Source organism: Brachybacterium sp. AOP24-D1-21, assembly GCF_052378665.1.
Classification (GTDB): Bacteria; Actinomycetota; Actinomycetes; order Actinomycetales; family Dermabacteraceae; genus Brachybacterium.
Genome location: NZ_JBQSXX010000001.1, coordinates 1,060,917 through 1,074,303, shown reverse-complemented (window position 1 = coordinate 1,074,303; position 13,387 = coordinate 1,060,917). Strand labels below are relative to the sequence as shown.

Sequence of the window (13,387 nt, the reverse complement as noted above, 5' to 3'; positions counted from 1 at the left end):
CCGCGCGAGATCCCCGGTCTCCTACAGTGGGCCCATGAATCCCGCGCGCAGCGCCCGTGAAGGCGCCGAATCTGTCGAGAACGCCGCCGAGGACGTCGCCGAGAACCCTGCGTTCGAGGCCATCGCCCGCGGCGGGTTCGTGATGAGCGGGCTGGTCCATGTGCTGATCGGGGTGATCACGCTGCAGATGGCGCTCGGCGGATCCTCCGAGGATGCCGACCAGTCCGGGGCGCTGCGCACACTCGCCGCGGCGCCGGGCGGGAACATCCTGCTCTGGATCGGCGGCCTGGCGATGGCCGCGCTGGTGATCTGGCATCTGGTCGAGACCTGGTTCGGAGCCAAGGGGAAGCAGGACGCGAAGGACCGCGCCGCCCACATCATCAAGACCCTCGGCAAGGCCGCGGTGTACGCGGCGCTGGCGGTGACCGCGTTGCGCTTCGCCGCCGGGGGAGGCAGTGACTCCGGACAGCAGACCACCGAGCTCACCGCGGGGATGATGGGCAGCGCCGCGGGGCGGGTCCTCATCGTGGTCGTGGCGCTGGTGGTGATCGGCATCGGCTGCTTCCACGTGTACAAGGGTGCGAGCCGCAGCTTCGAGGACGACCTGCGGATCCCGCCGGGGCAGAGGGTCGCCGGGGCGATCGTCGTGACCGGCATTCTGGGGTATATCGCCAAGGGCATCGCGCTGCTCGGCGTCGGCCTGATGTTCGGCTGGGCCGCCCTCGGCGCGGACCCGGAGAAGGCCAGCGGCCTGGACGGGGCGCTGAAGGCCATGGCACAGCTGCCCGCCGGCACGGTCGTGCTCGCAGTGATCGGCGTGGGCCTGATGCTCTACGGCGTCTACGCGGTGCTGCGCTCGCGCTACGCGCCCATGTGAGGGGGCTGAGTCCGCTGCTCATGCCCGATGCCGCACCGGACGTCGCACGACGCGATCCATTTGTCGCGCCGCGGTCCTCCTGATGAAGCATGAGAAGGGTCCTGAAGTACGTGGTGCCGTTCACCGGCTGGCCGATACGTTGCTTGTGGGGCAACGGTCCAGTGGCTTCGACGAACCGGAGAGGGAAGAGGGGCAGTTATGTCGGAGAAGATGCTGGTGGGGCGCCGAGCGCTGATCGCCGCATGTGTTGCGGTGCCTGCAGTGGCGGTGACCGGAGGTGTCGCGACGGCGGCACCGGTGAAGATCGCCCTCCCTGCAGGACAGAAGCGCGGAACGGTCGTCGAAACGGTCGAGGACGGCACCAAGATCTATGAGGTGCTGGATCGCGAGGGGAACGTGGTCGGCTACACGCTTGACGATGACAAGCTTCGGCAGATGTCGACCGCGAGCATGGCGCTGGCTCAGGAGGATACCCTCGACGGAAGTCTTCAGATCCGGGTCGTGACTCCGAGTGGAGTGACGAGCGTGGCGGCATGCGCGGCCGCTATCGCCGGCTTCGTAGCACTCACCGTGTTCCCGGCCGCGCGCGTCGCGAAGCTGGCCTGGCGTCTGGGGAAGCTCACGGTGAAGTACGGTCCGACGCTGGTTGCGAGGATCTTCCGTGGTGCCCGCGGCATCGCTGGTCGTACCGTGGAGAAGGAACTGATCGACCTCGCTAAGTCGCTGACGGGTGTTGCCGCACTCGCGGCGTGCGGACTCTGACCGGCCCGAGACGACCTGACCCAGACGGCAAGAAGGAGGACCCATGGCTGCCCGATCTGATCGAAGGAGCAGCACTGCACGCAGTTCGTCGAGCGCGATCCTGCTCGGGGTAGTGATGGCAGTGGTGGGAATCTGGTTGCTTGTCGGGGACGTGAGGCTGGGGGCGCTGGTCATCGAGCGCAACCTGTTCTTCGGCATTGTGGCGCTCATTGCCGCTGCGTTGAGTCTCGTCGGAGGCGGCATGGGTCTCTTCCGGTCCCGCAGCAGGTGAAGCCTGACTCCCGGGGGTGGAGGATCAGCTTTGCGATGAGCGGCCCGGAGGAGAGGAGCCGGACTCGCCAGCATCTGAGGATGCTGGCGAGTCCGACGTGCATCAGGGGGGCCACGCTCCCCAGTTCAGGCTGTCGGCAGCCGGCTGTGTGGAGAACTACTTTTCGGGAAGTCTCGCCATGAGTGTGAAACTCTCTCCGCTCTGCTGGGTCTCAAGTGTTCCCCCGAGCAACGATGCTCTTTCGCGAAGCCGCGCGAGACCGTAGCCGGATGTTCGCGGGAAATCTTCAGGGCTGGTGGTGCCCGATAGGGAATTGCTGATGCCAAGTCGAATCCCGTGGTCGTCCGCGCGCAGGTCGATGGAGACATGGGGCCTGGTCGGACCGTGTTTGATGATGTTCGTGACGGCTTCCCTGACGATGCGCACGGTGCTAGCGGACATGCCAATCTCCCTGTAGGCGGACACGGATTTCCCTGCTGACGGACAGTTGATCTCCCTGTCTGTGGTCCTGGGATCGGGCCGTGTCGGTCCCGAAATGCGCGTCCCTCCGGGGTTTGCTCGAGGTCTTCTACCACCACGAGCAGGTACCCACCGGAGGGACGCATGAAGAAGTCTGACAGGGAGATCATGGAAATTCTGGAGGCGTTCGACGCCACGGGGTCCGCGCATTCGGCGGCGGGGCTGGCGGGGGTGGATGCGAAGACGGTGCGGCGTTACGTCGCTGCCCGGGATGCGGGGGCGCCGGTGATGGGGCCGGGCCGGCGGCCGCGGATGCTGGATGGGTTCTTGCCGAAGATCGAGGAGTGGGTCGAGCGCAGTAGCGGCAAGGTCCGCGCGGACGTGGTCCATGAACGGCTGGTCGCGCAGGGGTTCACGGGGACGGAGCGAACTACTCGGCGGGCGGTCGCACGAGCCAAGGCGGCGTGGCGGGCCGGGCACCGGCGCACTTACCGGCCGTGGATCACCGAGCCGGGGCTGTGGCTGCAGTTCGACTGGGGTGAGGGTCCGAAGGTGCCCGGCCCGGACGGGACGCCGCGGCGGACGTGGCTGTTCTGCGCGTGGCTGGCCTTCTCGAGGTTCCGGGTGGTGATCCCGGTCTGGGACCAGACCCTGCCCACGCTGATCACGTGCCTGGATGCGACGCTGCACCGCCTGGGCGGGGTCCCGACCTATGTCCTGACCGACAACCCGAGGACCGTCAGCATCGATCACGTGGCCGGGGTCCCGGTGCGGCATCCGCAGATCGTCGAGGTCGGCCGGCACTACGGCATGCAGGTCCATACCTGCGTCCCTTTCGATCCGGAGTCCAAGGGCGGGACCGAGGCGACGGTGAAGATCGCGAAGGCGGATCTGGTGCCCACCGACGCGAACCTCCGCGCCGACTACGCCTCGTTCGCCGAGCTCGAGACCGCCTGCGAGACGTTCACCCACAAGGTCAACGCCCGCAGGCATCGAGAGTCCGCACGGATCCCGGCCGAGGCCCTGGCCGAGGAACGTGCCCGCCTGCACGTGCTGCCGGCGGCTCCTCACACGATGGCGCTGGGCCAGACCCGGTCGGTGGGCACCGATCAGACGGTGCGGTTCGGATCGGTGCGCTACTCCACGCCGCCGGGCCTGGTCGGGGCCGAGGTCTGGGTCCGCGCCGCGGGGATGGAGCTGGTGATCATCGCCGACCTCGACGCCCTACCCACCCTCCCGGACTGGGCCGGGGACCGACGCGGGCTGGTCGAGGTCGCCCGCCATCGCCTCTCCACCCCGGGCACTCCCCGGATCGACCTGGCCCACTATCCCGACCATCCCCAGGACCCGACCGGCGCTCCCCGCGTTCCGCGGCCCCGGGCCCGCACCAGCGCCGAGCGGGACTTCCTCGCCCTGGGAGATGGGGCGAGGGCCTGGCTGATCGAGGCCTCTGCCGCCGGGACAGTGCGGATCCGGGCGAAGATGACCGCCGCGCTCGAGCTGGCCGCCCTGGTCGGCACCGATCAGGTTGATGCCGGACTCGGGATCGCCGCGACCGCCGGACGCTTCGCCGAGGGTGACCTGGCCACCATCGTCGACCACCACTTAAGCGGTGCCGCGGTCGCAGACCTGGTCATCGCTGATGAGACCCACTCCGCCCAGCCCGGCACCACCAGCTGGGCCGGATTCACCACCACCACGAGCATGGAGACCACCCGATGACCGTCACCACGACGATGACTGCCCCGCCGCTGCCCGAGGACCTGACCACGGTCCTGAAGCGCATGCGCATGCCCTACCTCCGTGCTGCCGCCCCGGACGTGCTGGCCACCGCGAAAGCGCAGCGATGGGACCCCACCGAGGTCCTCCGCGTCCTTCTGGCTGAAGAGGTCCGGGGGCGGGACGCGGCCACCAAGGCGATGCGCCGCAAGAGCGCCGGCCTGCCAGCCGGGAAGACCTTCCAGACCTGGCAGGAGACCGCCTCCTCCATCCCCGCCCCGACCCAGTCGGCGCTGGCGACCCTGGAATGGATCCACCGCGCTGAGAACCTCGCCATCAGCGGGCCCTCCGGCACCGGGAAGACCCACTTCGTCGAGGCGATCGCCCACCAGGTGATCGACGCCGACATGCGCGTTGCCTGGTTCACCCTGGAATCGCTGACCACCGCGATCGGACGGGCCAGCGTCGATGGGTCGATCAACAAGGTCATCGCCCGGATCACCCGCGCCGACCTGATCGTCGTTGACGACATCGGCATGCTCCCGGCAGGGCAGGCCGCCGCCGAAGCGTTCTACCGCCTCGTCGACGCTACCTACGAACGGCGGAGCCTGGCCGTGACCAGCAACCTCCACCCCGCCGGGTTCGACACCTTCATGCCCAAGACCCTCGCCACCGCGACCGTCGACCGGCTCCTCCACCACGCCCACGTCCTCACCACCGAGGGCACCTCGATGCGACTGGCCGAGGCCACCGCCGGACGCGGTGTCGTCCCTTTGACCTAACCCCGCAGGGAGATCAACTGACCGCCGACAGGGAGATGAACTGTCCGCGGACAGGGAGATCAAACGTCCGCCCACAGGGAGATCCCGATGTCCCTTGACACACGGTCGCGTGCTCCACGGAGGATGATGCGTTGAGGGGTCCGCGCTGGACTATCTCCACGGTCGCGCCGAGGGCTGTCAGCTCGCGCTCCGCCTCCTTGAGTGCGTGGCCCACGGCGACGGTCTCAGGCATATGTTCGCCGCCGGCTTGCGAGTCGTTGGCCACGCGTAGAAGTCGCCGGATATCGGCGAGGGCTTGATCTGCACTGTTTCGGATGACCTCCTGGGAGGCGTCTCGACCCTCTTGATCACGGACGCGCTCGAGAACACGAACATGCATTGCTATCAGCGTGATATTTCGGGCGATGGTGTCATGGAGTTCGTCAGTGATTCGAAACCGCTCTGTGGTGACCGCAGCTTCCCTCGCACGCTCGAGACGGGCGAGGTCGGCCGCGAAATGCTGTTGGCGGCGATGCGCTGCGCTCAGTGCGATGCCGATTCCAGAGCATGTGATCAGTACGAGTCCGAGCGCGACCACGCCTCCGATGTCGGAGAAGCTGGAAGTTGCCACAGCAAATGCCGAGAGGCCGATCACCGCGGAAACGTAGATCGCGGTGAATCTGGACGGGGATGTGTACGCAACCAGCCCGCTGCCGATGGCCAAGTGCAGCAGCTCGTCGCCTGGGGGGCCCGTTGCCATGTGGGTGAGCGCACCCATCAGGAGGAGGATCGCCGCGGTCAAGGGCTGCCAACCGAATAGCGCGGTGGCGAAAAGCATGACGGCACTCGACAGGGCGTTCTGCCAAGTGTTCGGGGTACCGGTGACGTGCAACACCAGATCGACGCCACCGGTGATGGAGACGATCGTGACCAAGGCAATTCTTCCGCGACGCGAAAGATCCGTGAAGACGGCTCTTCCCGGTTCGTGGTGATGGGGAGCGTCGCGTCGTTGACGTAGAACGGCTCGTGGTCCTGCTGTGATGGGTGTTGTCAAGACATCCGAATCTCAGAGGACCACGAGCCTGTGCACGAGAGTACTGGTTCGCAGCGTGATGCTGCGAGCACGATCTTCAACTTGCCCAATTACCGCGTCATCGATGCCGTCGACCTGCCCGACGGGGGCCGGCGGGTGGTGATCGCCTCGACCGTCCCGCCGGGCTGTCCGTCCTGCGGCGTGCTGGCGACGAAGGTCCATTCCCGCCGGTCACAGCAGGTCCGGGACGTTCCCGTCGCTGGCGCAGCGGTGGTGGTGTGGGCCAAGCGGCGCTGGTTCTGTCTGGAGCCGGCCTGTGCCCGGGGCACGTTCGCCGAGGCCACCGAGCAGATCCCTCGTTACGCACGCTCGACGACCCGACTGCGGGAAGAGGTCGTCTCGGCCGTGATCACCTCGGGCCGAGCAGCCTCCGAGGTGGCCCGGGCCCACGGCGTCTCGTGGTGGCTGGTCCAGTCCGCCCTCAGCGCCGCCGCAGTGGTCCTGCCTGACGTCGACGACGTGCGGGTAAGGCGTCTGGGGGTCGATGAGCACCGCTACCGGTCAGTGCGCTGGTTCCGCACCGACGAGGGCGCTTGGAGACGGTTCGAGCCGTGGATGACGACACTGGTCGACCTGGCCACCGGGCAGGTCCTCGGCATCGTCGACGGCAGGGACTCCAGGGCCGTCGGGGACTGGCTCGCGCAGCGCTCTGAGCAGTGGCGGGAGCGGATCGAGATCGTCGCGATCGATCCCTCGGCCGCGTTCCGCAAGGCGCTGCGGACCTGGCTGCCTCGCGCCGCGGTCTCGGTCGACAAGTTCCACCTGGTCAAGCTCGGGAACGACATGGTCACCACCGTCAGGCAGCGCCTGGCCCGCACCCATCGCGGTCGTCGGGGCCGCAAGGACGACCCGGCCTGGGCCCACCGGATGCTGCTGCTGCGCGGCGGCGACACCCTGACCCCGAGGGCGTGGGAGCGGTTGGAGAGGGTGTTCCGCACCGACGACCCCACCGACGAGCTCTCGGCCTCCTGGGGCATCAAGGAGCAGCTCCGACGCCTGCTGGCCACCGACACTCTCGCCCAGGCCTGGCAGGAGCGGATGCGGATGGGCTACTTCGTCCAGATCGCGAACATGCCCGAGGCCACGAAGCTCTACGACACCGTCGTGACCTGGTGGGACGCCATCGAGGTCCTCATCGTCACCGGCGCAACCACCGCGAAGGTCGAAGCGGGCAACACCGGCATCAAGAACATCAAACGCACCGGCCGCGGATTCCGCAACGCGGAGAACTACCGGACGCGTATCCTGCTCACCAGCGCCGCGAGAACCGTAGCGTGAATACCCGCCACAGCAGGGTCATTCACCACGAACCGCGAAGAGCCGTGAAGACCGGTTGCTCGATGGCGGCGGATGTGGGCCCGTGGGGATGCGTGCTGCCGCGGGCTCGGTCCGTCGTCATGTGCTCAGGATGCGCGAGTTGCGGGAGTCTGTCACTACTTGCAGATGCCGAGCAGGCGGCACAGTGATTTCATCACTTGTCCGGCCGGCGATGCTTGTGCGAGGTGGAACAGGATGTTGTTCATTGAAGCCTCTCGTGGTGGCGCGGTGATCCCTGATCGTCCCAGCTGATCGGTGTGGTCGGACGGGCACTTTTGGATCAACCCTTGCGACTTATGTGGCTCTTCGCGGTTCGTGGTGAATGACCCTGCTGTGGCGGGTATTCACGCTACGGTTCTCGCGGCGCTGGTGAGCAGGATACGCGTCCGGTAGTTCTCCGCGTTGCGGAATCCGCGGCCGGTGCGTTTGATGTTCTTGATGCCGGTGTTGCCCGCTTCGACCTTCGCGGTGGTTGCGCCGGTGACGATGAGGACCTCGATGGCGTCCCACCAGGTCACGACGGTGTCGTAGAGCTTCGTGGCCTCGGGCATGTTCGCGATCTGGACGAAGTAGCCCATCCGCATCCGCTCCTGCCAGGCCTGGGCGAGAGTGTCGGTGGCCAGCAGGCGTCGGAGCTGCTCCTTGATGCCCCAGGAGGCCGAGAGCTCGTCAGTGGGGTCGTCGGTGCGGAACACCCTCTCCAACCGCTCCCACGCCCTCGGGGTCAGGGTGTCGCCGCCGCGCAGCAGCAGCATCCGGTGGGCCCAGGCCGGGTCGTCCTTGCGACCCCGCCGCCCGCGATGGGTGCGGGCCAGGCGCTGCCGGACGGTGGTGACCATGTCGTTCCCGAGCTTGACCAGGTGGAACTTGTCGACCGAGACCGCGGCCCGAGGCAGCCAGGTCCGCAGCGCCTTGCGGAACGCGGCCGACGGATCGATCGCGACGATCTCGATCCGCTCCCGCCACTGCTCAGAGCGCTGCGCGAGCCAATCCCCGACGGCCCTGGAGTCCCTGCCGTCGACGATGCCGAGGACCTGCCCGGTGGCCAGGTCGACCAGCGTCGTCATCCACGGCTCGAACCGTCTCCAAGCGCCCTCGTCGGTGCGGAACCAGCGCACTGACCGGTAGCGGTGCTCATCGACCCCCAGACGCCTTACCCGCACGTCGTCGACGTCAGGCAGGACCACAGCGGCGGCGCTGAGGGCGGACTGGACCAGCCACCACGAGACGCCGTGGGCCCGGGCCACCTCGGAGGCTGCACGGCCGGAACGGATCACGGCCGAGACGACCTGGTCCCGCAGTCGGGTCGTCGAGCGGGCGTATCGCGGGATCTGCTCGGTGGCCTCAGCGAACGTGCCCCGGGCACAGGCCGGCTCCAGACAGAACCAGCGCCGCTTGGCCCACACCACCACCGCCGCGCCAGCGACGGGAACGTCCCGGACCTGCTGTGACCGGCGGGAATGGACCTTCGTCGCCAGCACGCCGCAGGACGGACAGCCCGGCGGGACGGTCGAGGCGATCACCACCCGCCGGCCACCATCGGGCAGGTCGACGGCATCGATGACGCGGTAATTGGGCAAGTTGAAGATCGTGCTCGCAGCATCCCGCTGCGAACCAGTACTCTCGTGCACAGGCTCGTGGTCCTCTGAGATTCGGATGTCTTGACAACACCCATCACAGCAGGACCACGAGCCGTTCTACGTCAACGACGCGACGCTCCCCATCACCACGAACCGGGAAGAGCCACTTATGTATGGCCTCGCGTGTCGGTGATGCAGTTCCGGTGATCAGCCGCGGGAGGATCTACCCGCGGGCTTTCCTCGTTGAGGTGTCCGAGGGGTGGGTCGTCATGAGTGAAGGCGCTCCGCGGCTCCGCCCGCGGCCTCCGCAACCTCACCAACTACATCGCCCGCAGCCTCCTCTGATCAGGAGGCTTCAGACCCCTGCTGCACCCTCAAATGCGATGAGCCGGCAATGTACTATTGGGGAACTGTGACGTCGAGGAGGCGGAAGTATGGCAGATTCGAAACGCAAACACGGCAAGGTGTTCGCCTGGTTGGTGGCGATTGGCATCGTGGCGCTTGTCGGTCTTCCGACTGCGCTGCTCTTCGGCCTCGGCGACCTGATCTTCGACGGCCCCAAAGAAGGCGTGATCTCTTTCTTCGGTACGCTCGGCTTCATTGCGGTTCTGCTCGCTATCGGATTCGTATGGGAGCAGGTCAAGGAACGGCGAAATCGGGGCCGGTGAGACCTGGCGGTCACGCCAGCGCTGTCTACGCAAGAACGTGGCCCTCTGAGGGGCGAAAAGCTGACAAAGTCAGCGGCCCCCAGAGGGCCACGGTGCTGCCATACTTCCGGGGATATTCGCATTTGAGTGTGGTGCCCTGCTGAGTCAAGGTGCGTCGCCGGCGTGTTCGTCGGTGGCTGCGTAGCGGGATACAGGTCTAATAGTGGTCGTGGTTGCGGTAGCCCCGGGCCGGCCACCACCAACACTGACAGCCGGTTCAGACTCCTCGCTGACCGCCTCTCCAAGGATCACTGGCACTGGACGCCCGACCACCGCGACCGACACGCGGCGGACCGTCACACCCCAATGTCGGAATCAGCTCGCAACCATCGGTCACCACGCCGACCGGGCTGACCTGCAGACCCCACGAAAGATCGAGGCTAAGCTCGATGGGATGGAGCGAATTCAGGTGCTGCTTGTCGACGATGATCCCCTCGTCCGTCACGCCTTGAGGTTCTTCGTCGATGGGGCCGTGGATCTCTGTGTCGTCGGCGAGGCCGGCGACGGGGAGGCGGCGGTGTCGCTGGCGCGGGAGCTGGGGCCGGATGTCATATTGATGGACCTGCATATGCCGAGGATGGGGGGCGTCGAGGCGACTCGACAGGTTGTCGAGCTGTTTCCTGAGATGCATGTTCTTGCGGTGACCACGCTGAGCACCGAGAGGCACGTCGTCCCCGCGCTGCGTGCCGGGGCGTCGGGGTACCTCGTGAAGGACACGGAGCCGGATGAACTCGTAGCCGCCATCCGAGAGGTGCATTCTGGGCGCTCGATGATCTCCCCGGAGATCACGTTCGAACTGATCAGCACGATCCGTGGTGATGCCCTGCGCAATGATGGCCGCAGGATGGCGGAACAACTGACAGCGCGCGAAATCTCTATCGTACGGCTCATCGCGCGCGGGATGTCGAATGCGGAGATATCGGAGACCCTGCATCTGTCGGAGCCGACGATCAAATCGAATCTCACGCGATTGATGAGGAAGTGGCGGGTTCGGGATCGCGTCCAAGTTCTTATTTATGCGATCACGCATGATGTCATCGATGTCGATATGCTCGAGGTCGGAGACGGCGAATAGGTGTCGTGCGGGTGCGAGAGAACGTGGGGAATGGGCTGAAAGCTCTGTCTACTGCCTGTCACCACGGAGCAGCACCGCTCCATGACGCGGGATCACCACGTCGATCGCGCTGGACCCCGGGGCGACGCCGCGCGCCGCGTCGGACTGCACGGAGACCGCACGCACCGGCACGAGCTCCCCGCTCCACAGCTCGGTGACCTCGCCGACGAGCGCAGCGGGCAGGCCCACGTCCTGGCTGTCCAGCGACACCGCGAGCTCCTCCTCACCCACATTGAACGCGCCGACGTACTGCTCGCCCTCCAGCCCGTCGGCCGTCCACAGGATCAGCGCGCCCTCGCGGAACACCTCGCGATTGCCGGTGGAGCCGGCGTGCACGGCGAGCACGTCGGGGTTCTGCAGCAGTGCGATCGTCGCAGGGTCGGAGCTGGGCAGGTCTCCTCCCACCATGAGCGGGGAGCGGGCGATCACCCACAGCGTCATCAGAGTGCGGCGCTCGTCGGGGGTGAGCTGGTCGTCGCGGGGCTCGCCGCGCTCAGCGCGGATCCCGATGCGGCCCAGCGGCAGCATGTCCCCGTCGGCCCAGCCGTCTGGGCCCGAGTGCGGGGCCCAGCGCGCGAAGCGGGCGAAGTTCGCCTCGACGTCCTCCCACCGATCCCACAGGTCATCGCAGATCCGCCACATGGTGGCGTGCTCGCGCAGGTGCGGCAGGCGGGTCAGGGACAGATCCCGGCCAGGGGAGAGGCTCAGCTGCATCGGCCTTCCGCAGCACTCGATCGCACCCGCGAACGCCTCGATCTCCGCCGCCTGGTAGGGCCAGAGCATGTCGTCGACCTTGAGGAAGTCCACGCCCCAGCCCGCGTACAGCGCGAGCACCGAGTCGTAATACGCTCTCGCTCCGGGCACGGAGTGGTCGATGCCCACCATGTGCGGGTTCCACTCGCAGGAATTCGTGGGATCAGCGATGTCCCCTGCGCGCAGCTCGGAGCCGAGCACGGGGCTGTTCGCCGCGACCGCGCGCCGCGGGATCCCCCGCATCACGTGGATCCCGAGCTTCAGCCCGAGGGCGTGGATCTCCTCGGCGAGCGGTCCGAAGCCCGTGTCGCCCGCAGCGCTCGGGAAGCGCACCGGGTCCGGCAGCAGCCGGCCGTGCTCGTCCATCGTGAGCGGTGCGCCCTGGTTGTAGCCGTGGGAGCGGGCCGACGGGTCGGACCAGTCGATGTCGATCACCACGGTGTCCCAGCCCAGCGGAGCCAGATGCTCGGCGAGGAAGCGGGCATTGGCCAGCACTTCTGCTTCGGTGACGGTGGTGCCGTAGCTGTCCCAGGAGTTCCAGCCCATCGGTGGGCGGCTCTGCCGGGGGCCAGGGGCAGTGGCGATGGCAGGGGAGGGGGCGGGGGTCATCTGGTCACTCTCCGAGCAGGCGGTCGACGTAGGCATTGGTGAAGACGCGATCAGGATCCAGGCGCTCGCGCAGGGCGAGGAAGTCCTCCAGCCGCGGGTACTGCGCGCGCACCTGCTCCGGGGCGGTGGTGAAGACCTTCCCCCAGTGAGGGCGCGGCGCGAACGGGGCCAGGCGCTCCTCGATCTCCGGCAGCAGCGACGCGACCTGCTCGGGCAGCTGCTTCCAGGTGAAGTGCACGCAGGCGCTGTCGCGCCGGTACGCGGGGGAGAGCCACAGCTCCTCCGCGGCGACGGTGCGGATCTCGGAGGCGTGCAGCAGCGGCCGGATCCGCTCGCCGAGCTCGCTCACCGCCGCGACCGCTGCGGCCAGGTCCTCGCGGGCCACGAAGTACTCCGACTGGATCTCCTCACCGCTGCTCGGGGTGAACTCGAGCCGGAAATGCGGCAGCCGCTCATGGGAGGGGCCGGGCTCCCCGCTCTGGTCGGTGCAGAAATCAGCGGGCATCCCCGCCAGCGGATGCACCGGCCGACGAGCCCGCCGACCGCCCAGCCACTGCTCCGGCAGCTCCTCGTCCACCCCCACCACCTGCTTCACCCAGGCCTGGTCGATCCGCCGGTCCCAGTGGTGGAAGAGGCTCACGCTGGTCCCGGCCGCGAGCATCGTCAGCAGGTCCTCGCCGGTCACGCGGCCTGCAGGGAAGTCCAGATGGACGGTCTGCCGCATCGAGGCGGCGGGTACCAGGTCCAGGGTCAGGTGGGTGACGATGCCGAGCGCGCCGAGTGCCAGCACCGCCCCGTCGAAGAGCTCGGGATCCTCGGCGCGGGACAGGGCGAGCAGGTCTCCACCGTCCGTGACCAGCTCGATCGCCCGCACCGAGGAGGCCAGCGAACGGCTGGCGTCCCCCGAGCCGTGGGTGCCCGTCGCACTCGCCCCGCCCACCGAGATGTGGGGGAGGGAGCCCATGTTCGCGAGCGCCAGGCCGTGCTCGGCCGCCGCCACGGCCAGCTCCCCGTAGCGCACCCCGGCGGCGACCCGCACGGTGCGCGCTGCGCGGTCGACCTCGAGGTCGGCGGGCAGGTGCGCGAGGGTGACGAGGTCCGCGTCGCTTGCGGCGATCTCGGAGAACGAGTGCCGGGTGCCGAGCGCCCGGATCCGCCGGCTGCGGCCCACCAGGGTGCGCAGCTCCGCGACGGAGGCCGGGGCGTGCAGCGGCCCGGGCCCGTAGTCCACGGTCCCGGACCAGCTGCGACCGGGGCGGGTGTGCGCGGAATCGGGGGCGTGCGCGGAAGGGGTCCCAGCGGGCATCATTGCTCCAGCTCTTCGAGGGTGGTCACGTCATCCTGCCGAAATGTGCCGGCCAGCGG

The 13,387-nt window shown here is 67.8% G+C and carries 13 protein-coding genes; 8 read left to right on the top strand and 5 right to left on the bottom strand.

Translation table 11 applies throughout. From position 1 onward, the window contains the following. Nucleotides 1–34 precede the first annotated feature (34 nt). From ACT3UF_RS04825 to ACT3UF_RS04815, 3 genes are all read left to right on the top strand, one after another. Nucleotides 35–877, top strand: a complete 843-nt coding sequence (locus ACT3UF_RS04825) for a DUF1206 domain-containing protein (RefSeq protein ID WP_444502330.1) — start codon at nucleotides 35–37, stop codon at nucleotides 875–877. A 198-nt stretch (nucleotides 878–1,075) separates the two neighbouring features. Continuing rightward, nucleotides 1,076–1,639, top strand: coding sequence for a hypothetical protein (locus ACT3UF_RS04820; protein ID WP_345075598.1), 564 nt, complete (start codon nucleotides 1,076–1,078; stop codon nucleotides 1,637–1,639). Nucleotides 1,640–1,682: 43 nt separating this feature from the next. Further along, the gene (locus ACT3UF_RS04815) at nucleotides 1,683–1,910 is read left to right on the top strand and encodes a hypothetical protein (protein ID WP_345075597.1); all 228 of its coding nucleotides are present in this window, start codon (nucleotides 1,683–1,685) and stop codon (nucleotides 1,908–1,910) included. 156 nt (nucleotides 1,911–2,066) lie between these two features. On the opposite strand, the gene ACT3UF_RS04810 is transcribed toward ACT3UF_RS04815, so the two are convergent. Continuing rightward, complete coding sequence (locus tag ACT3UF_RS04810; RefSeq protein WP_444608116.1) at nucleotides 2,067–2,351, bottom strand: sensor histidine kinase; 285 nt, start codon at nucleotides 2,349–2,351, stop codon at nucleotides 2,067–2,069. A gap of 162 nt (nucleotides 2,352–2,513) precedes the next feature. Here ACT3UF_RS04810 and istA point away from each other — a divergent pair, with 162 nt between their 5' ends. Together istA and istB are read left to right on the top strand one after the other, a co-directional pair. After that, entirely contained in the window at nucleotides 2,514–4,091 is a 1,578-nt protein-coding gene (istA, locus tag ACT3UF_RS04805; protein ID WP_444607959.1) for an IS21 family transposase, read from the top strand. Then, entirely contained in the window at nucleotides 4,088–4,870 is a 783-nt protein-coding gene (istB, locus tag ACT3UF_RS04800) for an IS21-like element helper ATPase IstB (RefSeq protein ID WP_193119620.1), read from the top strand. Before istA ends, istB begins: the two co-directional genes overlap by 4 nt. 13 nt (nucleotides 4,871–4,883) lie before the next feature. Here istB and ACT3UF_RS04795 read toward each other — a convergent pair whose 3' ends face one another. After that, on the bottom strand, nucleotides 4,884–5,783 hold the full coding sequence (locus ACT3UF_RS04795; protein WP_444608115.1) for a histidine kinase: 900 nt from the start codon (nucleotides 5,781–5,783) through the stop codon (nucleotides 4,884–4,886). Between the two features lie 150 nt (nucleotides 5,784–5,933). Here ACT3UF_RS04795 and ACT3UF_RS04790 point away from each other — a divergent pair, with 150 nt between their 5' ends. After that, nucleotides 5,934–7,220: an ISL3 family transposase gene (locus ACT3UF_RS04790; protein WP_444608114.1), complete on the top strand. Its 1,287-nt coding sequence runs from the start codon at nucleotides 5,934–5,936 to the stop codon at nucleotides 7,218–7,220. 383 nt (nucleotides 7,221–7,603) lie between these two features. On the opposite strand, the gene ACT3UF_RS04785 is transcribed toward ACT3UF_RS04790, so the two are convergent. Beyond that, a complete protein-coding gene (locus tag ACT3UF_RS04785; protein ID WP_444608113.1) occupies nucleotides 7,604–8,890 on the bottom strand; it encodes an ISL3 family transposase in 1,287 nt (428 codons plus the stop codon). Nucleotides 8,891–9,273: 383 nt separating this feature from the next. Between ACT3UF_RS04785 and ACT3UF_RS04780 the strand changes: the two genes are divergently transcribed. Beyond that, complete coding sequence (locus ACT3UF_RS04780) at nucleotides 9,274–9,507, top strand: hypothetical protein (RefSeq protein WP_441445849.1); 234 nt, start codon at nucleotides 9,274–9,276, stop codon at nucleotides 9,505–9,507. 433 nt (nucleotides 9,508–9,940) lie between these two features. Beyond that, nucleotides 9,941–10,621: a response regulator gene (locus ACT3UF_RS04775; RefSeq protein WP_441445163.1), complete on the top strand. Its 681-nt coding sequence runs from the start codon at nucleotides 9,941–9,943 to the stop codon at nucleotides 10,619–10,621. Between the two features lie 48 nt (nucleotides 10,622–10,669). Here ACT3UF_RS04775 and ACT3UF_RS04770 read toward each other — a convergent pair whose 3' ends face one another. Together ACT3UF_RS04770 and ACT3UF_RS04765 are read right to left on the bottom strand one after the other, a co-directional pair. Beyond that, nucleotides 10,670–12,022 (bottom strand): glycoside hydrolase family 27 protein, encoded by a 1,353-nt coding sequence (locus tag ACT3UF_RS04770; RefSeq protein WP_441445164.1) that lies wholly within the window; start codon nucleotides 12,020–12,022, stop codon nucleotides 10,670–10,672. Nucleotides 12,023–12,026: 4 nt separating this feature from the next. Beyond that, nucleotides 12,027–13,328 (bottom strand): D-arabinono-1,4-lactone oxidase, encoded by a 1,302-nt coding sequence (locus ACT3UF_RS04765; protein WP_444502332.1) that lies wholly within the window; start codon nucleotides 13,326–13,328, stop codon nucleotides 12,027–12,029. Between the last annotated feature and the right edge of the window lie 59 nt (nucleotides 13,329–13,387).

Coding starts and splice junctions, on each gene's coding strand:
- ACT3UF_RS04825 (WP_444502330.1), top strand. CDS start 35: ATGAATCCCGCGCGCAGCGCCCGTGAAGGCGCCGAATCTGTCGAGAAC.
- ACT3UF_RS04820 (WP_345075598.1), top strand. CDS start 1,076: ATGTCGGAGAAGATGCTGGTGGGGCGCCGAGCGCTGATCGCCGCATGT.
- ACT3UF_RS04815 (WP_345075597.1), top strand. CDS start 1,683: ATGGCTGCCCGATCTGATCGAAGGAGCAGCACTGCACGCAGTTCGTCG.
- ACT3UF_RS04810 (WP_444608116.1), bottom strand. CDS start 2,351: ATGTCCGCTAGCACCGTGCGCATCGTCAGGGAAGCCGTCACGAACATC.
- istA (WP_444607959.1), top strand. CDS start 2,514: ATGAAGAAGTCTGACAGGGAGATCATGGAAATTCTGGAGGCGTTCGAC.
- istB (WP_193119620.1), top strand. CDS start 4,088: ATGACCGTCACCACGACGATGACTGCCCCGCCGCTGCCCGAGGACCTG.
- ACT3UF_RS04780 (WP_441445849.1), top strand. CDS start 9,274: ATGGCAGATTCGAAACGCAAACACGGCAAGGTGTTCGCCTGGTTGGTG.
- ACT3UF_RS04775 (WP_441445163.1), top strand. CDS start 9,941: ATGGAGCGAATTCAGGTGCTGCTTGTCGACGATGATCCCCTCGTCCGT.
- ACT3UF_RS04770 (WP_441445164.1), bottom strand. CDS start 12,022: ATGACCCCCGCCCCCTCCCCTGCCATCGCCACTGCCCCTGGCCCCCGG.
- ACT3UF_RS04765 (WP_444502332.1), bottom strand. CDS start 13,328: ATGCCCGCTGGGACCCCTTCCGCGCACGCCCCCGATTCCGCGCACACC.